The sequence below is a fragment of the Bosea sp. NBC_00550 genome (assembly GCF_026020075.1).
Classification (GTDB): Bacteria; Pseudomonadota; Alphaproteobacteria; order Rhizobiales; family Beijerinckiaceae; genus Allobosea.
Genome location: NZ_CP102772.1, coordinates 4059096 through 4079969, shown reverse-complemented (window position 1 = coordinate 4079969; position 20874 = coordinate 4059096). Strand labels below are relative to the sequence as shown.

13 protein-coding genes and 1 pseudogene are annotated in these 20874 nt (G+C 56.7%); 5 read left to right on the top strand and 9 right to left on the bottom strand.

Translation table 11 applies throughout. The annotated features are described in order from the left end of the window. Positions 1–163: 163 nt before the first annotated feature. On the bottom strand, positions 164–1981 hold the full coding sequence (locus tag NWE53_RS19595) for a glycosyltransferase family 2 protein (RefSeq protein ID WP_265051033.1): 1818 nt from the start codon (positions 1979–1981) through the stop codon (positions 164–166). Positions 1982–2380: 399 nt separating this feature from the next. Between NWE53_RS19595 and NWE53_RS19590 the strand changes: the two genes are divergently transcribed. Further along, positions 2381–3259: a rhamnan synthesis F family protein gene (locus NWE53_RS19590; RefSeq protein WP_320109521.1), complete on the top strand. Its 879-nt coding sequence runs from the start codon at positions 2381–2383 to the stop codon at positions 3257–3259. Between the two features lie 141 nt (positions 3260–3400). Here the strand turns inward: NWE53_RS19590 and NWE53_RS19585 are convergent, their stop codons facing one another. The 3 genes from NWE53_RS19585 to NWE53_RS19575 all read right to left on the bottom strand — a co-directional run bounded on the left by NWE53_RS19585 (position 3401) and on the right by NWE53_RS19575 (position 7121). Further along, positions 3401–3859 carry a hypothetical protein gene (locus NWE53_RS19585; RefSeq protein WP_265051032.1) on the bottom strand — a complete coding sequence of 153 codons (459 nt, stop codon included), beginning with the start codon at positions 3857–3859 and terminating at the stop codon, positions 3401–3403. 110 nt (positions 3860–3969) lie between these two features. After that, entirely contained in the window at positions 3970–5409 is a 1440-nt protein-coding gene (locus NWE53_RS19580) for a diguanylate cyclase family protein (protein ID WP_265051031.1), read from the bottom strand. A gap of 59 nt (positions 5410–5468) precedes the next feature. Next, positions 5469–7121, bottom strand: coding sequence for an ArnT family glycosyltransferase (locus tag NWE53_RS19575; RefSeq protein WP_265051030.1), 1653 nt, complete (start codon positions 7119–7121; stop codon positions 5469–5471). 306 nt (positions 7122–7427) lie between these two features. Between NWE53_RS19575 and NWE53_RS19570 the strand changes: the two genes are divergently transcribed. From NWE53_RS19570 to NWE53_RS19555, 4 genes are read left to right on the top strand one after another with little or no spacing between them, the layout of a single operon-like run. Next, positions 7428–8393: a UDP-glucuronic acid decarboxylase family protein gene (locus tag NWE53_RS19570; RefSeq protein ID WP_265051029.1), complete on the top strand. Its 966-nt coding sequence runs from the start codon at positions 7428–7430 to the stop codon at positions 8391–8393. Positions 8394–8417: 24 nt separating this feature from the next. Beyond that, positions 8418–9383, top strand: coding sequence for a glycosyltransferase (locus NWE53_RS19565; protein ID WP_265051028.1), 966 nt, complete (start codon positions 8418–8420; stop codon positions 9381–9383). A gap of 7 nt (positions 9384–9390) precedes the next feature. Further along, positions 9391–9774 carry a GtrA family protein gene (locus NWE53_RS19560; protein WP_265051027.1) on the top strand — a complete coding sequence of 128 codons (384 nt, stop codon included), beginning with the start codon at positions 9391–9393 and terminating at the stop codon, positions 9772–9774. A gap of 34 nt (positions 9775–9808) precedes the next feature. After that, positions 9809–12055 (top strand): glycosyltransferase family protein, encoded by a 2247-nt coding sequence (locus tag NWE53_RS19555; protein WP_265051026.1) that lies wholly within the window; start codon positions 9809–9811, stop codon positions 12053–12055. A 43-nt stretch (positions 12056–12098) separates the two neighbouring features. On the opposite strand, the gene NWE53_RS19550 is transcribed toward NWE53_RS19555, so the two are convergent. The 5 genes and pseudogenes from NWE53_RS19550 to NWE53_RS19530 form a co-directional block, all read right to left on the bottom strand. Beyond that, positions 12099–12797, bottom strand: a complete 699-nt coding sequence (locus NWE53_RS19550; protein WP_265051025.1) for a hypothetical protein — start codon at positions 12795–12797, stop codon at positions 12099–12101. An 8-nt stretch (positions 12798–12805) separates the two neighbouring features. Next, on the bottom strand, positions 12806–15427 hold the full coding sequence (locus NWE53_RS19545) for a glycosyltransferase (RefSeq protein WP_265051024.1): 2622 nt from the start codon (positions 15425–15427) through the stop codon (positions 12806–12808). 404 nt (positions 15428–15831) lie between these two features. Further along, positions 15832–17001, bottom strand: a complete 1170-nt coding sequence (locus tag NWE53_RS19540) for a glycosyltransferase family 2 protein (protein WP_265051023.1) — start codon at positions 16999–17001, stop codon at positions 15832–15834. Then, the gene (locus tag NWE53_RS19535) at positions 16998–19241 is read right to left on the bottom strand and encodes a class I SAM-dependent methyltransferase (protein ID WP_265051022.1); all 2244 of its coding nucleotides are present in this window, start codon (positions 19239–19241) and stop codon (positions 16998–17000) included. Before NWE53_RS19535 ends, NWE53_RS19540 begins: the two co-directional genes overlap by 4 nt. A 211-nt stretch (positions 19242–19452) precedes the next feature. After that, positions 19453–20419: pseudogene (locus NWE53_RS19530) on the bottom strand (IS481 family transposase). Positions 20420–20874 lie beyond the last annotated feature (455 nt).

The following is a 20874-nucleotide window of genomic DNA, read 5'->3' as shown; positions in this document are numbered from 1 at the left end:
GCATGCAGCAATGCGCCCATTGAGGATTGAATTATATTATGTAAACAGCTGGCTGAGGAATCGTTGATCCGATTCCATCCAACAGTTCACCGAGGTCGGCGAGGAAGGCAAATATAGCGATTTGGCAGAATAGGATACTTTGACAGAACAAATATATCAGCCACTATTCGGTCCGGATCGTGACCGCTTCGCTGGTGCGTGTGAGATGTGGAGAATAATAGGGATCGAGCGCAACGTAGCTCTCCCAGCGCGCTTTCAGTATCTCGCTTTCACGCTGAAACCGGGCGCGCTTCTCTAGGCCGATCTCGTAGCCGCGTGACTTGCTTTCGAAATGGTAGAGCTCGGCGAAGGGCGTCCAGACATTGTAGTATCCGGCAGCGTGGACCTTCAGGCAAAAATCGACATCGTTGAGGGCGACTTTCAGCGATGTCTCGTCGAAACCGCCGACTTCCAGCGCAGTCGAGCGCCTGACGGCGAGGCATGCGGCAGTGACGGCGCTCAGGTTCTGGGTGACGCGCAGCCGCCCGAAATAGCCGAAATCGCCTTTCTCGAAACCACGATAGGGGTGACATGCGATGCCGCAAACGCCGACGAAGACACCGGCATGCTGTATGGTTTCGTCGTCATAGTAGAGTTTTGCGCCGACGCACCCTACCTCCGGACGGATCGCATGGGCCACGAGTTCGGACAACCAGTCCTCTCCAATGACGCTTGTATCATTGTTGAGGAAGACGAGAACCTCGCCGCGGGCCTGTCTGATGCCCAGATTGTTCATCGCTGAGTAGTTGAACTCGGCCGGGTACTCCACGATCGAAATCCCTTTGCTTCGGAAATCGTCATAGAGTTTCAGCGTTTCACCATCGGTCGACCCGTTGTCGATGATCAGGATGTCGTAACGGGGATAGTGCGTTTTCGATTGGATTGAATCGATGCAGGCGCCGATCAGCGCGGGCATGTTCTTGTTGGGTATGATGATAGTCGCCAGCGGCGGTTGTTCGGGGAGGCGATAACGCACCCTGGCGACCGGCGCGTCATCGAGAAGCGCAACCTGGGCATCGTGCCCGGTTCGGCTCAACTGGCTGCTGATTGCGCGCTCCATCGCCTTGGCGGCATAGGGCTTCGCTGTGTCGCTCCCGGCCGTCGAGTTCTCTGCCACGCGCCAATGATAGAGAATTTTCGGGATATGCAGGATCTGGCGGCGCTTGAGCGTCTCGGTCAACTTCAGAAAAAGATCGTGATCCTGGGCGCCCTCCATGCCGAGAGCCCAGCCGCCGACTCTGCGCACGTCTTCGGTTCGGGCAGCAGCGAGGTGATTGATATAATTGAATGAGCGAAGCAGGTCGGGAGACCAATCCGGCTTGAAGTGAGGTTCGAAGCGCTTAGTCCCCGCAGCGTCGATCTTGTCCTCGTCGGAATAGATGAAGCGGATATCCGGTTTGCCCTCGGCTGCCAGCGCAACCTCCAACAGCGCATGGGCGCGCAGCACATCGTCGTGGTCGAGAGGAATGATCCAGTCGCCTGTGGCGAGAGCAAGTGCCGCATTCGACGCTGCCGAGATGTTCTGATTGGTCGCAAGCCGGGTCCACCTGATTCGCGGGTCTTTCCCGCTCAACCTACCCACGGTTTCGGACACGTGAGTGCTGGTCGATCCATCGTCGCAGATGCACAACTGCCAATGCGGATAAACTTGCTGCAGGACCGAAGAGATCGCTGCCTCGAGCAAGGGGGCAGGCGTTTCGAATACGGGCATGACGATTGAAAAGATCGGGCGCTCTTTGAGCGCACGCATCTGTTCCTCGAAGATGGGGCGCTGATCGTCGGGCCTGTCGTCGAAACGCCTGATCCAGTCCTCGTACCGGGCTTCCTGCCGCAAAGTACGCTGAAAGCGCCGGAGAAGGCCGCGGGCGCCTTCGTCGCGAAGCACGTCGCCGACTCGCCGCAGAGCCGCGTCGAGCCCACCGGCGCGACGTACCGCGCGCAACAGTGGCTCCGTAATGCTTGGCATAGTGATCCTTCCGCTTTTCCGCTGGATCGGCCCTGCTTTCTACGCAGAGTAGCGGGATGTCAATTTTAGAAAGACTAAACCGAGACAGTCGAGATGCGAAGGCCGCCTGGGTTTCCGTGCAGGGTCGGCAAATGCAGCCGGTTCGAACCGCTTCTCGTGCCGACGGTCAAAGGGCGTCGGCTCGGAAGATGGGGGCCCGGGACACGACCGTGCGCGAAATATTCGGACGTCGGCACCGCCTTGCGGGAGTGCGCATCACGGCGGTGTCGGGCAGGGGAATGCGTCCGCCAAAACGTGCGAGCAAGCTGGACGGGGCTAGTTTTTTTGCATGAGATCGGCCATTGGCAGCGTTAACAGTCTTAGTGGCCCATCTCAGTGAAGCTCAACTTAGCCCGTTCCCGGAATGTGTCGCTGGCCGTTCGAAGTCGAGCCTATGCTCGACACGTTTTCCAGAAGGTGGCCGGGCTGACAATTGGGGCGATCTCCGTCTCCCAAGTGGGCCGCCGGTGGCGGAGCAAATGGGCAGCCAGAGGTGAACAAGCCGCCTGGCCTGCGCTCAAAGTGGCTATCGTCGCCCATGTCTACTATCCCGATCTCATGGATGAGATCCTCGCCTGCCAGGCTCTCCTGCCGGCGGGCGCTCCGCTCTTTGTCACTGTGTCACCGGATCGGAGCGCGCTGGTCAGAGCGGCAGCCGTTGGTCGAAAGGAGGTGTTCATTCATGAGCATGAGAATCGTGGGCGCGATATTTCTCCGTTCCTAACGCTACTCTCCACAGGAGTGCTCGACTGCTACGATGCCGTCTTGAAGCTGCATACGAAGCGTAGCCCACATCTTCTCGATGGCGAGATCCGGCGCAAGCTGTTGTTCGACAAGCTTTGCGGGAATTGGAACACGACTTGCCGAGCCCTTGCCGCCTTCAATGAGCCTTCGACCGGGATCGTCGGCTGGGGGCAATGCTGGCGGGCGACGCCGTCTTACTGGATGGCCAATGAATCGCGCGTTCGCGAACTGGCGGCGCGAATGCAAGCACCAGACGAGGCCGTTCGGCTCGGTTTCTTCGAGGGCACTATGTTCTGGTTTCGTCCAGCCGCGCTCGCTTCGTTGCGCGAGCTCAACCTTCGCCCGGCCGCCTTCGAGATGGAGGCGCGCCAACTCGACGGGACTCTACATCATGCCGTCGAACGATGTTTTACGATCGCCGCTTGGTCGCGAGGGTTCGACGTACGCGATCTCAACGGACGCCTTCTGTAGCGAGGCGAAATCTCGCCCGATATCCACCTGCTGGCGCAGACTGTTCGATGGGATGCACCCGCCGCGTAAAGACGCTGCGGGCTCGCTTAAATCTGCCTTGCCCTTTCCCGAAAGCGGGTTGATGTTGCCCCGGGTGCTTCTTCAGGCAGCAGCCATGCGTCGACGCATTCCCACGAGCATGATCGTGAAGACGGCAAAGGCCGTCACGACCGAAATCAGCGCGCTTGGGCGCCACCATGGCGGATCATAGACGAAGCGAATGGTCGTAACAGGAACCTCGCTCACCACCGACTGCAATTGTTCGTAGAGTGAGACGCGGGCAGGTCGCCCATCAAGAAGGGCGCGCCATCCCGGATAGGCTGTCTGGCCAAATACGAATCGCCCCGACTGAGGTGAAGTGAAAGTGAAAGTGACGTCGTTCTCGCGCCAGACCGCGTCCGCGATGGGAAGACCACTGCGCGCGCCACTGTCCAGAGCTTGCCATAGAACGGGCAATGCGCTCGGTCGCTCGTAGAGGAAAACATCGCCTTCACGCGCCAAAAGCGGGAGGCCTTCGATTGGCTTGTCACTCACCCACCAGCGGACCCCCAGGGCATCCATTCTTGATGATTTCGGATTGAAGTCGAAGAAGTCGTGGTAGGCGATCGTACGGGACGACCGATAGCCATGGGCCGAAAGGATCGGGCGGAAATCGCCGATATTCGGCGCGATCAGGTCACGGGGCGCATAGAAGCGATAGATGTTCCGCTCTCGTTGCTGAGCGCCTCGATCTTCTCCGCAAGAGGATTCTCAAGGGCTTGATGAATGACGCCTTGCTGAGCCGCGACATCAATCATGATCCGGCGAGGGGCAAAGCTCCGTAGTTCCACGGCCAGCATCAAGACTACGATGATGACGGGTATAGTCGACGCCCAGGCGAAACGAGCTGGCAAGAACCGGCGGACCAGATGTTGAATGATGTCGATACCCAGACCCGCTATGAGTGCCGCTGCAAAACCGAATACGAATAGTGCGCGCGGTGGTGATCTGATGATGTTGATCAATGGTATGTTCATGTAAATATACGAAAACGGCATAATAAATGCGAATGAAAACGTTATCGAGAAGCATAAAATAAGCGTGACTGAAATCAATATCCCATAATATTTCGCCATCCTGAAATATAGGATCGACACTAACGCTATCGCCGAGAGCAGCAGTCCTGATTTCGTAAAAAACAGCGTGCCGCCATCTTCCGCGCGAACCTGTCCGCCGTTCAGGACGGTAACCAGATCACGAAAGCCGACCCCTTGCTTGATGAAATTCTCGATCGGAACAATGTGAGGATAACTCGTGTAGTTCTCACCATACCATTTGTAGGCAAGTTCCAGATATTCTTTTGTTGCGGTAATTTGTGGAAGGGCCAGCAGAAAGGCCACGACTCCGGCAATGAGGGCTACCGGTAAGAGTGATTGGACCATCGCCGGCATGGCCGCCTTCCAACTCTGCCCTGGCTTATTATCGAAAGCGATCGGCAGCAGACATCCTGCTGCAATCAACGCCAGAACCGTCGAGTGCGCATGCCCAGCAAGCAGGCTCAGGGCAATCGCTGCTCCACTGCCGCAAGCAGCGGCAGTGGACGAAAGCAGACGGCCCGGGCGTATGGCGGCGACAAAGAAAAAAGCGACCCAGGGCAGCCAGGCAAGGCTTGCAAACAGGTTAGGCTGGCCGCCGACGCGCAGGCTGAAGCTCGTTCCATAAGCGAATATGGCAGACGAGACCAAGGCCGCAGCTGGAGATAGGCCCAGCTTGAGAACAAGCGCGGTCATACCGAGAGCTGCGATGCCGAAGTGCAGAACGAGGAAGATGTCGAAAGCCTGCAATGTCCCCGGTGGCAGCAGCCACGCGACCACCCAGGCGACCGGGTAAAACGGCGAGGTCTGCAACTCTCCGGCAAAGGACACGCCGGACATGACATTGAAATCCCACAGCGCCACCTCCCCGTGGCGGGCTGCCGCGAAGATCTTCGCGAGCCACATGAAGCTCTGATCGATGGAATCGCCAGCGGCCACGAACGTGGACGTGCCGCTCCACACGCCCTTGAACAGGATCGCCAGCAGAAGCCCATGCACCATGGCGATCACGAAGAACCAGCGAAGGCGTTCATTCATTGGAAGTCTCCAAACGGCCGCTGCGACACAGCGCCGGCAACCGGTCGCGACAGGCACGCCTAGCCGAGACAGCTTCTTGCGACTTGATAAACGAGATACTGGATGCGATCGGTCGCGTCCCTGACGATTTGCGGTTGCGTTGCGCAATCGCCGGATAGTTTGGCTATCTTTTCGAAGCCTATAATTGTGTTGGGAAAAACAGCGCGCTCTGCCGGCCTGATGATGAAAGCGATGCGGTCCTTGCCACGAAGGACCTTCGCAGCCTCGGCAGGGGGAAAACGCCCCTGTCCAAGGTCGTTGAAAGTCGGCCAGAGATCGGAGTAGCGATCACGCCTACCTTTCGGTGCGAGCGAGAAAACGACGTTGTGAATTCCCCAGTCGACAGAAACGATTTCCGAAGCATCCAGGCCGTCCAACACATAGGCTAGGTCATAGATCGCTGGCGAAAACGCCGGGCTGAACAGGTGACGGGGATCGAGCGCATTGAGATGATGACGCACACTCGCGCCAGTTAACGCCAGCGGAACTGCGCACAGCGCCGCACAAGCTGTCATGGCGGAGGCTCGCAATGCGGGCCCTCGGCCCCTTACAGTAGCCACAACAAAGCCGACCGTTGCAACAAACTGCAGCTGCCACAGATGCGAGAAGATGATCGCGTGGTGCGGTCCGCCTGCTTCCTTCGTGGCTACGAGGCAAGCGAAGAGGACGCAGTTAATGACCGCGAGTAGCGCACTGTAATGTACGAGGCGTACCGTTGCCCGGGTGTTCTCGCTGCCCCGGCTGATGTGGCCAAGGAACGGAAGCAGCGCGAGTCCGGTGAAGGTCGACGCGAAGGCGATCGTCGAGAGCCACGATGATCCCGGCCAGGGCGTGCCAAACAGGACGGGATAAGCGCCTGCATTGAGCGTTCCTGCAACGACAGCAGCTATTCGCGCGAACTGCTCAGAAAGGACAAAAGGTGAGCTATTGGTGCCTGCAATCGCGATCGGGATGATAAGCCTGAAGAGCCAGACCGTGCCGATCAGGATCGACGCCAAGAGAGCGGCCGAGTTCAGCTTGAGATGCGCCTTGAACGCCTCGACTGCGGATCCGCGGTACACGAGGGCTACTCCCAGCAAGACAGCGGGAATGAGCCAGAGAAAATTGAGCTTGTCGAATATGCCCACGAAAACGATCAGGCATGCCAAAGCGAAATGGCGCGGTGTGCGTGTCTCGAGCCAGGCAATGACGAAGCACAACAAAGCGAGCTTGCAGGCGTTCTGCAGAACGTAGGGACCCCAGTCGACGCGGGCATGGAAGATCGACGCCGCGTCGATGCTGACGAGCGCAAACAGCAGCAATGCCAGCCCTTGGCCAAGCCGGCGCCTCCAGAACCACCAGAATGTGAGGTTGCTTGCGAGGAGTATCAGGATACCGGGGAGGCGGATGCTGACGACGCCAACTCCGAAGGCTCCGAAGATCGGTGCGTAAAGGAGTGCCTTCAGGCTACCGATATAGGGTGGCTGCAGAATGATCGGAACACAGCCAATCTTGAAAAAAATCCCCGCATTCAGCGAGCAGCTGTCGAATAATTTGGCTGAGGGAGGGATGAACAGCGCTTCGTCGTAATAGACGCCAGGCAACCCTAGCCTGAACAACGATATGAACAAAAAAATCAGTGACAGAAACGCCACGGCGACAAAATCGAGCCGTCGAGCAGAAAACAATTCCATGGTAACAAACGACCCGCTTGCCGCGCCCCGAAAACGGCCGCTTTGTGGTCTGATTGCCCGTTAAGCGCGGACCGAGTCAAGCTGGCAGGCAAGACGCTCCATGCCCGTCGTGCAAGTGGCTCGATAGCTTGTCACACGCCTGTAGCATGTCGGTTCGCTTTCTGTCCTTTGTCGCGGCGATATCTACGCGCAGATTGGAGTCGCCTGCCGCAGAGTCGTTTTTCTGGATAGTGTGCTCAGATCCCGTTCACCTTGACGTGTGCCTGGAGCCATGACATGCCGGCCCCTCGAATTAAGAGGGGCGAAATGTCGTACTTCAGTGCTCGCTGCCTGGTCACCGGTGGCGCGGGATTCCTTGGGTCGCATCTCTGCGAGCGTTTGCTCGATCACGGACACGAGGTCTTGTGCGTCGATAACTTCTTCACCGGGCGCCGGACCAATATCGAGCATCTGCTCGATAACAAGCGCTTCGAACTGATGCGACACGATGTGACTTTCCCACTCTATGTGGAAGTTGATCGCATCTACAATCTCGCCTGCCCGGCGTCGCCGGTACACTACCAGCACGATCCCGTTCAGACGACGAAGACCAGCGTCCATGGCGCAATCAACATGCTCGGGCTCGCGCGACGTGTGGGGGCGAAAATTCTTCAGGCTTCAACGTCGGAAGTTTATGGCGACCCTTCGGTTCATCCACAGCCTGAAGAGTATTGGGGTAACGTCAACACGATCGGTATTCGCTCCTGTTATGACGAGGGCAAGCGTTGCGCCGAGACGCTGTTTTTCGACTATCGACGCCAGCATGATCTGGCGATCAAGGTGGTCAGGATCTTCAATACCTACGGTCCGCGGATGCACCCCAATGACGGTCGGGTCGTTTCGAACTTTGTCGTCCAGGCTCTGAAGGGCGAAGACATCACGGTCTTCGGCGATGGCGAACAGACTCGGTCCTTCTGCTACGTTGACGATCTCGTAGAAGCGATCATGCGGATGATGGAGACGCCCGCGGACGTGACAGGCCCGATCAATATCGGCAATCCCGGCGAGTTCTCCATTCTCGAACTGGCGGAGAAGGTCATCGCGCTGACTGGTTCCAACTCCAAGATCATTCGCTTGCCGCTGCCTCAGGACGATCCCAAGCAGCGCCGGCCGGATATCACCAAGGCAAAGCAGATTCTGGATTGGGAGCCGACGATCCGTCTTGAGGAAGGCCTCAAGAAGACGATCTCCTACTTCGACAACCTGCTCGCCCAGAAGCCGGCGACCGCCTGATCAACGCTGGCCCGAGAGTTTCCCGTGAACGCTCAACGTTATCCCCTCGTCATCGTCACGCCGGTTTATGAGGACACGGCCAGCGCTACGATTCTGTTCCGGAATCTCAAGGAACATTGCCCCGTTGAACCGTACGTCATTGCGGTGGAAGACGGGTCGGTGCGCAATCCGCTTGCGATATCGGCAATCGCCGACGCGGGCCTGTCAGGCGAGATTATCTATCTTGCCCGCAATATGGGCCATCAGCGCGCCATCGCGACGGGGTTGTCCTATGTCGCAGCCAATCTTGATGCTGATGCAGTGGTCGTACTGGATTGCGATGGCGAGGATATGCCGGAAGCGATTCCTCCGTTGCTTGAGGAACTCCAGACGAAAGATGTGGATGCCGTCGTCGCCCAGCGCCGCAAACGCTCTGAGACCCTGGGTTTCCGAACGTTCTATGTAATCTACCGCCATCTCTTCGGGTTCCTGACAGGACGCACGATCCGTTTTGGCAACTTCACTGCGCTGAACATGTTCGCAGTCAAGCGGCTGGCGGCAATGCAGGAACTCTGGGTGCATTTCGCGGCTTCACTGATGGTCTCCCGGCTCAGAATTGGAGCTGTGGCGACAGATCGGGGCAAACGCTACGCTGGCAAGTCAAAGATGAACTTTGTGTCTCTCGCCTTGCATGGCCTGCGCTCGATGATGGTCTTTGCTGAGGACGTCCTGGTTCGCGTCGGTCTTTTCTGCGCGCTTCTAGCTTCGGTTTCACTTGGGCTCCTGGGCCTCTCGGTCGTACTGAAGCTGGTCGGGTTCGCGACGCCGGGCTGGTTTTCCGTGGCAGCTGGTCTGCTGATCCTCATTCTTATGCAGGCGGGCGTGCTGACATTCGTGACGCTCATGATCTCCGGCTTGATCAAGAGCGCGCCTCCGATCACGCGCGCGCAGTTGGAGATGCTGATCAGGCATGTCGAACGGACCGATACGGCCGTGCGTGCATCCGGTTAGCAGTGACGTGAGTTCCTCGACGCTCTCGACCCTGCCACGCTTTGTCGCGAACGGGCTCTTCGCGACAGCAGTGCATTATCTCGCGTTGCGAAGCCTGGTGGAATTTGGGGGCGTTGCCTCCATTGGTCTCGCGAATGGCCTGGCAGCCGTCGTCGGCATTTCGGTGTCCTATCTTGGAAACAAGATGTTCGTGTTCCGCTCAGCTGATACCGTATCGGGTACGCTGCCGAAATTTCTGGTGATCTACGCGGCCGTCGCGCTCTTGCATTTCGGCTTTCTGACACTCTGGTCCGACATCTGGCACCTTGATTACACGCTCGGCTTCCTGCTCGCGACCGCGGCAAGCACAGTGCTCAGCTTCCTCGCCAATCGATATTTCGTATTTCGATGATCGGCCTGACGAGCGCGCCGCGACTGGATGGCGCATGACGGACGGTTTCATTACGGTCCCACTAAGATATGAGAAACATCTGGGTTGTGGCGCTGTGATGAAAAAAAGTCTTTCGTATTCCCACGAGACGTTCGGCTTTTTCCGAACTGCGGTAGAAGGCCTTGTCGCGGGCGCTCTCGCATCCATCCTGGCATTTCTCTCACATGCTCGTGGTCGGGCCGTCTTTCCGTATGATTTTGAATTCTATCATGTTCCTCTTTGGGGATATATTTTCAACGCTATTAAATCAGGAGTATACCCTCACTACGACGCCTATATATATTCAGGTGTTCCATTCTACGATAATACACAGTCGATGCTGTTTTATGTGCCGTTTTTAATATACGCTTCTGTTGCTGCTCTTTTTCGATCTGAATTCACCGTATATCTCTCGCAATTCATCAATATATTTCATTTTTCAGTTGCTTTCGCAGGGTTCTATGTATGGATCAGGTGGCGTGGTGCGGCGCGCGGATTTGCATTGTGCCTCGCATTGGCGGCGACGTTCTGCGGTACGTGGATCGCAAATGCACAGCATGCGGGGCTGATCGCCGCTCTCTCCTGGCTGCCATGGCTCTTTTTGAATACCGAACGCCTGATCGAGCAGCCGACCCCACAGCGTGTCGTCTTGGTCGCGATCTCCTTGTCGCTGATTATGACGTCCGGCTTTCTGCCCATCGTTTTCACAATCTACGCCTGTTGGGCCATCTTTAGCGCCATCGTAATCGTCCAGCGCCTTTACGGCTTGCCGGAGAGGAAGCTGCGCGTCGATTTTCTCGGGTGGTGCGGGGCAAGTCTTGTGGCTGCGCAAGTTCTCAATCTGGCACTGACCGCTCCGTTCTGGCTTCCGATCGTTCTCGCCGGTGTTGCCAACGTGACCCTGACGACGCAAGGCCCGTCAGACTCGACGGCTTTGCTGACATTCTTCTCGCCCGGCGCGCTTCGCAGTTTCTCGCTGCAGCGCTATGTCGGTATTGGCGATGTCACTTCGACTTATCATTTCGCCGGCCTTGTTCCGTTCCTGGCGATTGCCTTGATCTGGAAACCAACCGCTGCGCTTCGGAATGCGCCTATCGTCAGTGCGATTGTTTTCTTCGTTCTCTCGCGCAATTTTGCGGGTGAGGCGAATATCTTGCAGGGCCTGCCGCTATTGGGAGTTCTGTATCGCCCTCATTTATTCGAGGCGGGGGTCGTCCCGCTGTTGGTCGTTGGATTGGCTGGCCTATCAATCGACGACGTGAGGCGTCTTGCAATTCCGGGGTTGGCCATTTTCGTCGCCGGCCTCGCCGGACTAGCTTTATATGCTGCCGCGATAAAACAACTCGACATCGATATCGTGGCCCTCGCCGTCATGCTGGCGGCTGCTTTGCTGAGCCTGGTATGGCTGCGTTTCCTTCCGGCGCGGCAAATGCCGGTTGCATTTCTGGCGCTCGCTATCGGTCCTTTCCTGTTTCATGCGTTCAAAAATAATCAGATTTGGATATCGCGAACTCGCCCCAACAGCTTCACCGCAACGACGGTAAATCATGGATTTTCCGATCTGTTGGCTGTGCTGAAAAGCGGAAACGGCCTTTATCGTGTCGCTATCGATCAGGAGATCATGGGTGGTCCGTGGAACGGGGCCTGGCGGGTCTGGAAGATCGAAACAATCAATGGCTTCGAGCCGAATCTCGAACTGATTTATGGTGACTATCTTACGGATGGCTTCGCCGCTTGGTCGACGAACCGGACCTTTGGCCGACTTGACCCATCATCGCCCAAATTCGACGCGCTCAACGTTCGCTACGCGGTCATGACGGAGGCGAACGCACGCGGTTTCGCAAATCATCCGGACTGGCATTTGGTCCATGATAGCTATTATCGGGTGTTCGAGCGCGGAAACGTGACGCCGCGTTTTCGTGCCGAAAACGACGCGTGTGCCACCTTCGACGATGTTATCGTTCGCCGGAGCCAGCCGGGTCGCCAGCTACTTGCGATTAACGCGAAGTGTCCCCAGACAGACATTCTGGCGTCTGAGCGTCCCCACCGCCATTGGCAGGTTCTCGTTGATGGCCACGCCGTTGCCTGGGAAGCGATCAATCCGGCGCACGGAATGCGCTTTCAGGTTCCCGCTGGCGCACACACGGTAGAACTGCGTTATCGGACGCCGGGGCTTGCTCCAGCTTTCGGCGTTAGTGCGCTTGCAATGGCAGGCGCTGCAGCCATTCTGGTCCGCTCCCGGCGCAGGAAAAAGTTAATCTGAGGGAAAAGCCCGCACATGCTCGGGCGGCATCACGAAAAGCCGATCAGTTCGGCTTGGGTTTGCACTTATAATCTGCTGCCTGCTTGGAATTGCGGAACGGATCGACGAGGTCGTCGCTCAGTTTCCCCATGATTTCTCGTTTCTTCGGAAGCATGTTGAGACGATAGAAGCGTGAAAAGGCGACCATGTGCTCGCCGCGGGGCGTTAGGCTCACGCAGCCATCCTCGATCTTGACCGTGCCTGAGTTCAGCTGCTCCGTCAGGCGAATATCCACCAACCGGTGCTCCGGCAGGTACTCGTCTTTAAAAATCTGCGCAAAGCCAGATTGTTGGATGCCGCCGCCACGTTGCGCGATCTTCTCCAGGATATAAAATGACAAAGAGCGATCGATGATGGTTGGAACGCTGAGCGCATAGAACGAGGACAGCAAAAAACCGATCAGGACGCAAAGCGCCACCTCGAGGCCAGACAGCATCGAGCGACGCCGCACGATCGCAAGGTAGACTGCCAGCACTAGAACAACAGCAATGACGGTATCCATAAGCGCGTCATACAGGACCACATTGACCGTGAAGAACCGGAAGTGGAGGATGTTCACTATCAGCATGGCGACGCAGCATGCGACAACGATGCCCGCTGCTGATAAAGTCCGCTTTATCATGTGATCTTTCTCTTCATATTGTATTGGCGCTGGTTGCGTGAGTATTTTAGGCCACCGGCGCTCCGTCACCTTCAATGTCATATCAGGTTTTACTTCAATTTCATGTCTTCCGAGATCGCGGCAAGTTCGGGTATGTCCTCGGCCAACACGGACCTTACCGCTTCTACGGAGTAATGCTTGCGGATAAGCTCCTGGCCCTTAGAAATTCGCATTCTGCGGTGTTCACCCGCCCGCAAGAGTTCGATTACCGCATTTGCGAAGGCCTCGGGCTCGTCGACGACGACTCCGGCCTCGGCTATATCCTCGATGCCCTCGGCTGCGACGGAGGTGAGCGCGAGCGGCAGCCCTTGACGCAAAGCCTCGATAACCTTGCCTTTCACGCCTGCTCCAAAACGAAGTGGCGCCACTACGATGTCCGCGCTCCGATAAAGGGCGTCAAGGTCAGCATCACTAATGTAGCCAGTGACGTCGATCGAACCGCCCATTAACTGCGTGATCTCGAGCGGTGGTTCTGATCCTGCTATGGTGAAGCGGGCGGAAGGCAGCTGCTCCTTCACAAGGGGCCAAATCTCGCGGCAGAACCATAGGATGCCGTCGACGTTCGGTCGATGCCTGAAACCGCCCACGAACATGGCATGGGGCGCATCGGCATTTTGCAAGGCAGACGCATTCTGCCGATGCGCGATGTCGTCTTCGCCGAAGAGGAACAACGGTAGAGCTCGTGCCGGGGCGCTGATGCCTCGCTTAGAGACATAGTCCGCCTCTTCTTTTGAAGGATAATAGATCGCGTCGACCGCTTGCCATACCGATGTCTCCATTGCGTCGGCCTTGTCGATTTCCCGATCAAGCTCGGCGGACGGATTGGAGACGCGGCGCTCGGCGCGCAGCCTTGCCCCGTGAAGGTCGTGACCAATGAACAGTAATTTGGCAGGAGTATATTTTTTCAAATGACTCAGTACATTTAACGCTACATGGGGGCGGCTGATAATAACATAATCGAAGTCAGCGCCACGTTGAACAATCCAGTCCTCGAACTCGATTTGACCTGGCCATGCATAGATAATTTCAATACCTAGATTTTGATACGTCGGCCCGTATTGGAAATCATTAGCTTTGTTGTCTGGCCAGAACGTCACGTGAAACCGGTTGGCGACCAGAAACCGCAGGTAGCCGTCCATCGCTCGCGAGCCGGCATCGCGGTCCCACTGCGGGACATAGTGGTCAATCACGAGGATTTTTGGTTTGAACCGCGAGCGCGATACTGCCATCGCCACGTTTTGACCGTTCGGAAAGTGGCTCGCCAACTCAACTGCCCATTTCGCCCTGAGCTTTTTCAGATTTTCGACCTGGTAGGCTTTGATGCCTTTGCTGTCGTCGCGCCCGTGGCTCACTCCCTCGTGATGGACGATCTCAGCGGTGGGGATGTAGAGCGTCCGATAGCCGCGGGCCCTTAACGCGAACGCCAAGTCGGCATCCTCGCAATAGGCCGGTGCGAAGAGATCGTCGAACCCTCCGACCTCTTGCCAGCGTGCCATTGGTATCGCGATGGCGGCTCCCGAGCCGTAGTCAGTCTCTCTGACGAAGTTGAAGGGATAAGCGCGGGGGTCCGCCCCGCGACCATAATTCCAGGCGGTTCCATCCTGCCAGAAGACGCCCCCGGCTTCCTGCAGGGAGCCGTCCCCATTTAGTAGTTTGGAGCAGGTGAGCCCGACAACGCTGCCTACTTCCGTCAGCGGCGTGATCAGTGCATCCAACCAGCCCGGAAGGGCTATAGTGTCGTTGTTGAGGAAAATGAGGAACGTGCCCCGAGCGTCTTTGGCCGCCGCATTGCAGTTGCGCACGAAGCCGAGATTCCGCTCCGGCCTCACGACGCGTACCTTGCCGCCTATGGAAGAGATCGCGGCGCTCGTGGCATCCGTCGAGACATCGTCGGCTATGATGATCTCGAAGCTGTGCAGGCATTGCTGGGACAGAAGGCTGAGCAGACATGCCAGCGTATGGGCGAGAGCATTGTGAACGGGAATGATGATCGAGACGGATGGGTGAACCACCCCGCCATCCACTGCCGCCAACTCCCGAAGCCTTAGGAGCAATGCCGCGATCTCGGTCTCCTGAAGCATTGCCTCATCGATAGGGCTGTTCGGCCTTTCGGTGACAAAGCGATAGGCCAGCTTGATGGCTTGAAAGTCATGCCCAGGCCAGCGGTGCAGGAGATAGTTTTCCAAGAATAGCGGCAGGCCGTCTGGTGATTTGCCCACAAGGGCACTGGCGGGCAAGCGCATCTCCGGCCTTAGCGGCGAGAATCTATAGGCGATCGATTCCTTCAGGCGTCCGACGATCTGCCCGGTCACTGTCCAGTAAGTCAGCTTCGCGCCTTGCCGCAGCCGCCGTGCCACTGCCGGGTAGCTGCCCATCAGGTTTCGCAAGGGGGCCAGCGCGCGCCAGCTCGCGGATGCCTTGAGACGCTCAAGCTCCTGGTGAGTGCTGCTCAGCGCAGCCGTGGCTGAATTAAGCTGGAGCTCCAGTTCCTTTACGCGCCTCTGCAGGCGGGCTTCGCGTCGCCGGGACGCTCCATGTTTGCGCCGCTCGGCCTCTAGTTCGGCGTCCACGGAATGCACAATTTTGCCGTCGCCGCCGCTCGTCATGGGGAGAACATCTCTGCCGGAGTCGATCGGTCGGTCCGTGACGTCGCGTCTGAAGGTCTCAACCATTGTTGCATCTCTGAAACGTGAGCTCGCCTTCGGCGATCTGCTCATGGGTTAAAACTCAGTTCGAAAAAAGCCTACCCGCTGGTCTCGGCATTCTGTTCGGCCCAAGTCAACGAGACCGCCCCGTCTTGGCGGTCCGTGTGCTTGACCATATGCAATCGCGGCGAAAGAATTTGGTTCTCGACTGTAACCGGTCGCCGCCAACGACTGCCGAATGCCGACTTCCGCGATCTGGAGCAGGGAACCGATTCTCGAATAATCAAATGTCGGTTCGCTCAAAACGAGGCGTCTATATCCAATCCTGTTCGATACGTCCATCTGTCAGCTCCTTGGGTTCGGCGGACATCAATGGACCGATTTAATCGCGTCGCGAGCCGGCGGCGATACGTCGTCCGACGCTCAAGAGATCACAGAGTGAAGTTCGAGGTGGTACGGCTCGTCGCTATAATTGCTGGGGCAAGGGAGATTTCGTACTCAAGTCCATGGGTCGCCTGCTCTAGAGCCAGCTTGCATGGAGGTGAGCAGCGAAGTTCCGTCACACCAAGGAGCCGCATTAGATAGTTGAAACTCGAAATCTCGCGGGGAAAATCAAATTCCTCAACATTCGGAAATGCGTCCGGATTCTCTTGAGTGCGTAATCTCAACCGTGAGGTTTCGACGCTAAACGTTCCGTATATGGCGCCGGTCGGTTCTGACACGGCGTCGATCTCGGCCTGTATCCCAAGTGACGTCTCGCCGGCGAGCAATAATTTGATCCGACCTATGTCCAGCCCACGACGCAGAGCGCGAACGGGATCCTGACGTTGGAAGGCTGCGTCCATGGCGGCGAATTCAGGGTGCAAGCGCGAGAACTTCACCAACATGTCCGCCATCAGCTTCGCTTTACGCTCGCTGAAGGACTGGCCTTCGAGGTGGGTTACAAACACATCGCCAGCGACCATGTGGCGCCAGCCGGCCTTGCGCGCGCGGTAGCAGAAGTCACTCTCTTCGCCATACGCGACGGGGAACTGCACGCTGTCGAAATAGCCAATGTCATTCAGGCAGGCCCTCTGGATGAACATGCAGAAGCCAACCGTGGTGTGGACCTCCGCGCGCTTGCCTGCGTTCATTTCGGCGGCTAGCCGATGGAGTGTCGCGTTATCCACTTCCAGCTCGCCGGCGGCCCCCCCGCAAAGCAAGGGGTAGCAGCTGATATGGCTGCCCCCCTGGTTGGTCATCGGATTGACCGTTGCTATGCGATCACCAACGGCCGCAGCGGCGATGCGGTCGAGCCAATCATCGTAGACGATGGTGTCGCTGTTGAGCAGCAACACGTCCCGGTCTGCATGCACCTTCATCCCGAAATTTACAGTGCGCGTAAATCCGAAATTCTGTGGATTGGTGAATAGCGTAATCCGTCCTTCGTCCCGTAGCTCGGCGAGAGTTGTCGAGACCTTTGGATCTGTTGAAGCGTCGTCAATAACAATTAGCTCACAATCGACTGCAGTCCGAGCATTCAGTACCGAATTGATGCACTGGCTGGCAAGGTCAATTTGATTGTGAATTGGGATGATGACGTCGATCGGAGCCGACGTCATAGCGCTCTATTCTCTCTCTTGCCATACAAGATGTAATGGATGAACGGATTGATCTTCGCATCCATTACATCTCGATTTTTAAGAAGATAAGATGCCGTATCAAACGTCGAGTTTGGGTTACGCAATTCAACGAAGCCAAATCTGACAAAGTGCGCAATCGGATCCATGCCGGAGAGGCGAACATCATCGTAAGCGTTAAGGTAGTAATCTCGATCAAATAATCCAGATTCCAAAACTATCTTCTGATTCTTTCGTGTGCGGAATCTGTTGATATTCCTGCGGTCAAAAGATTTTTTCCACACATTCAGAAGAGCGTTTCTAATGGAGGCGATTTCGTTGCGTGCCACATCGAGTTGCGTGTCGCGCTTCTCCACGATATCTCGCAACTCTGCAAGCTTCTCGTCTTTCGTTTCAAGCAGTTCCGAATTCGATTTCGCCTCTTCGACTACGGTGCGGTGCTCGACCGACATTTCGCCCATGAGCTCAAAATACTGCTGTGCGATTTTTGTAAAATCGGGGTTCTGATCGAACTGCGCGAACAGATCGGCGACGACACCGCTGCTGCTCCCTACGTATAGTATTCCGAGGCCGTGGGAGTGAAAGAAGCTAAACGCGGGATATTTTTCCTTGAGCTCGGACCAGAAACGCCACACCCCAAATCCGCGTTCATGCACGTTGATATCGTGGAATATTATTACGCCCGATCCGGACATTTTAGGCAGCCAAGTCTCGAAATCGTCCTTCACTGCTTCATAGGTATGGTAACCGTCGATATGAAGCAGATCGACCGATTTTGAATCGAAAGACTTCAATGCATCTGAGAAGAAACCCTGAACATAATATTGCTGCGGATAGCGCTTCGCAATTGTAGCGCGGAATGTGTCAAAAACGTCCGAGGTGTGGAAGCTCGCATGTTCGTCGCCGACCCAGGAATCAACTGCAACGCATTGTGTGTGGATGTTCAGATGTTCAGCGACCTGGCAGGCCGCAAAAAAGCTCATGCCGTTATGGACGCCAAGTTCCACATAGCGCCGGGGGCGCAGAATGGAGAAGAGCGCAAACAGAACGGGTATGAGCCGTGACCACGCCGAAAACCGCATGACATCGATTCGCAGGAACGTCGTCGACATGCAGTCGATCAGCAGGTTCATGCTCAGCTTTTCCGGAATCTCCGGATTGGCCGCTGGGATCGTTTTGAATCGTCCATCATATGGCGTGCCATCGCCCTTCATTGGCTGGCACACAATCCGTATTTCCGTTCCATCGATCTGCGCGCCGACCGCGCACCCCTTAACGAAATCGGGCTTGTCCCACACGAGCGCAGCATCTCGCATGAATGTCTCCGCTAGCCCGCGGGTCACCGGAATGCCTGAGCGCGGCTCAAAAAGGTATGCGGGCATGGATCTGATCGGCCAGCCCAGTTCTTTGGGCGCTAGGCCGTTGGCTCCTTCGTCGTTGACGCCGTAATTTGCCACAACGATGTTGAGGTTCTCCGGTCGTACCCGACCGTCCATTATAAAGCTCAGTATCTTTGTGACGTGGTTGCCCTCGTTTTCACCATTGTTGTGCTTGCTTTCCATCAAGCGCCGGGCGTTCGATGCTTTGTATTTCAGCCGTTCGGCTGACCGAACGGGGACATGCAACAGGTTCAGTCCAATCTGTTCGTTAACCGGAGGACAATCCCGTCGGGGGCAGACGTCATGGTTGCCTTCTTGAATATGAAAGTCCGGGTGCGCATTCATGTAGATGGCGGACACGGCAACTTTCAGGATCGAGGATACCCGCCCGCTCCAGAAATAATCCTGATTGGCGTCGAATGCGTCGAAACTGCCATAAGCAGTCGGTATCAAATTGGCCCATGGCAGATGCATGACGTCATGAGGAAAGGCGTGCAAATAATCGTGTAGTGCGGACTTTCCCTCGACGTTAACGAATTCGTCGGCATCTAGGAAGAAAACCCAATCTGCTCCATCGCCAACAGCCTTCCTGCTCAAAATATTCATCATCGCGGACTGATAACGTTCTTGCGTCTTGCAGGTATAGAGTTCGACGTGGGGCCACATCTCCGCAAACGCGCTTATTGTCTCTTGGGTTCCATCGGTTGATTGGATGTCGACAATAAAAACCCTGTCGAATAAAGTCGCCATCTGATTCAGGAATGGAACAATAATATCCGCTTCATTCCGAACCATGGAAATAGCGCATAATTTGAGGCCGTTATTCTTACTGACATCAATCATGGATGGAGCCTCAAAGTAGGGAAAGGGGCGCTTGATATCCGGTTCTGGCGGCAAAAGCCATTGGCGAAGTTTCTGCTTTAAGCTTTTCGTTCTCTCACTTCTTCCAGCGCTATCCCCTTTTGGTGGGCCGAGAAGCGCTCGGAAACAGAAGGCGGATGCACTGACGGCGCGCCATATCACACGCGCCAAGTCGGTCAAGCCGTCGTGAGAACTAGGTGTTTAGTCCCGGCATTTGGTGGATTGGATCGAGGGTGAATCGTTTCCGGCTCTGAAGTCCAGCGCTTGCAGATGAACTCGTAGGGCGTGAGGCCTTTGAGGGTCTTCAGGCGCCGGCCGAAATTGTAAGCTGAGACGAAGTCCTGGAGGTGACGATCGAGCTGGTCGTGGCTGTCGTAGTGATAGCGTTTGACGGTCGCGTCTTTGATCGTCCGGTTCATTCGCTCGACCTGCCCATTGGTCCAGGGATGGTTGATCTTGGTGAAGCGGTGCTCGATGCCATTCTCGCGGCAGCGCATCGCGAACATGTGGGTGATGTAACGGGCCGTGGGACCGTTGGCGTAGCGCGGCGGGAAGCGGAATTGGATGCCGTTGTCGGTCAGGATCGTATGGACCCTGTAGGGAACGGCTGCGATCAGGGCGACGAGGAAAGCTGAGGCCGTCACCCGGTTGGCGCTCTCCACCAGTTGCACGAAGGCGAATTTGCTCGTCCGATCGATCGCGACAAACAGATAGAGCTTTCCTTCGGCGGTCTGGACCTCGGCGATGTCGATGTGGAAGAAGCCGATCGGGTAGGACTTGAACCGCTTCTTCGGCTCCTTGTCGCCCTCGATCTCCGGTAGCCGGCTGATGCCGTGCCGTTGCAGGCAGCGATGCAACGACGAACGGGTCAGATGCGGGATCGTGGCCTGAAGCGCGTAGAGGCAGTCATCCAAAGGCAGCAGGGTATGTCGTCGAAAGGCGACGATGATCGCCTCTTCCTCGGCTGACAGAACCGTCGAAGCCGGCTGCTGCGGGCCCGTCGGCAGATCAGCCACCGAGGCCCGCTTCTTCCACTTCGCGACGGTCTTCTGGTTGATGCCGTAGCACTTTGCCAGAGCCCTCAGGCTCGCTTGACTATGCTGTATCGCTCGACGGATCGCCTCCGTCGTTGTGGCGCTCCCGTGCAGAACCTGGCCCATAGTGCCTCCTTCCATCCGATGGAAAAGATCGCACCATCAAAACCTGGGATCAAACACCTAGGCGTTGTCCATGGCAGATCATTGCGCGCCGGATGGCTCCGTGCGGGATCACGTGGCGCTTTCACTAATCGCGCCTGTCTGCAGATGCTCGCCACGAAGGACGCTGCGGCTTTGAAGTCGGATTGGCCACTATCATAGGGACAGAGAACAGGGGCGAACTCGCGGGGAGGATGTCCGTCGAACCGCATAGCGCCCCTGTGGCGCTGGTTACGATCAAAGGCCAGGCACACGACCGATAGAAGCGCGCGCTGCTAAAGCCTACCAGGAAGTTGCGGTGCGAAGCCGGGCGGCTTCAGCGGCGACGGGAGAAGGGGTCGAAAGGGAGGCTATGATATTCCCAGCTTGTGCCAAGTTGAGCGGCCCGCTGTGGATACGATGGGTGTCCACACCAATAC

Excerpts from the sequence above, each read along its gene's own strand:
- NWE53_RS19585 (WP_265051032.1), bottom strand. The coding sequence starts at position 3,859 with ATGGATGCCCTGGGGGTCCGCTGGTGGGTGAGTGACAAGCCAATCGAA.
- NWE53_RS19580 (WP_265051031.1), bottom strand. The coding sequence starts at position 5,409 with ATGAATGAACGCCTTCGCTGGTTCTTCGTGATCGCCATGGTGCATGGG.
- NWE53_RS19575 (WP_265051030.1), bottom strand. The coding sequence starts at position 7,121 with ATGGAATTGTTTTCTGCTCGACGGCTCGATTTTGTCGCCGTGGCGTTT.
- NWE53_RS19570 (WP_265051029.1), top strand. The coding sequence starts at position 7,428 with ATGTCGTACTTCAGTGCTCGCTGCCTGGTCACCGGTGGCGCGGGATTC.
- NWE53_RS19555 (WP_265051026.1), top strand. The coding sequence starts at position 9,809 with ATGACGGACGGTTTCATTACGGTCCCACTAAGATATGAGAAACATCTG.
- NWE53_RS19550 (WP_265051025.1), bottom strand. The coding sequence starts at position 12,797 with ATGACATTGAAGGTGACGGAGCGCCGGTGGCCTAAAATACTCACGCAA.
- NWE53_RS19545 (WP_265051024.1), bottom strand. The coding sequence starts at position 15,427 with ATGGTTGAGACCTTCAGACGCGACGTCACGGACCGACCGATCGACTCC.
- NWE53_RS19540 (WP_265051023.1), bottom strand. The coding sequence starts at position 17,001 with ATGACGTCGGCTCCGATCGACGTCATCATCCCAATTCACAATCAAATT.
- NWE53_RS19535 (WP_265051022.1), bottom strand. The coding sequence starts at position 19,241 with ATGATTGATGTCAGTAAGAATAACGGCCTCAAATTATGCGCTATTTCC.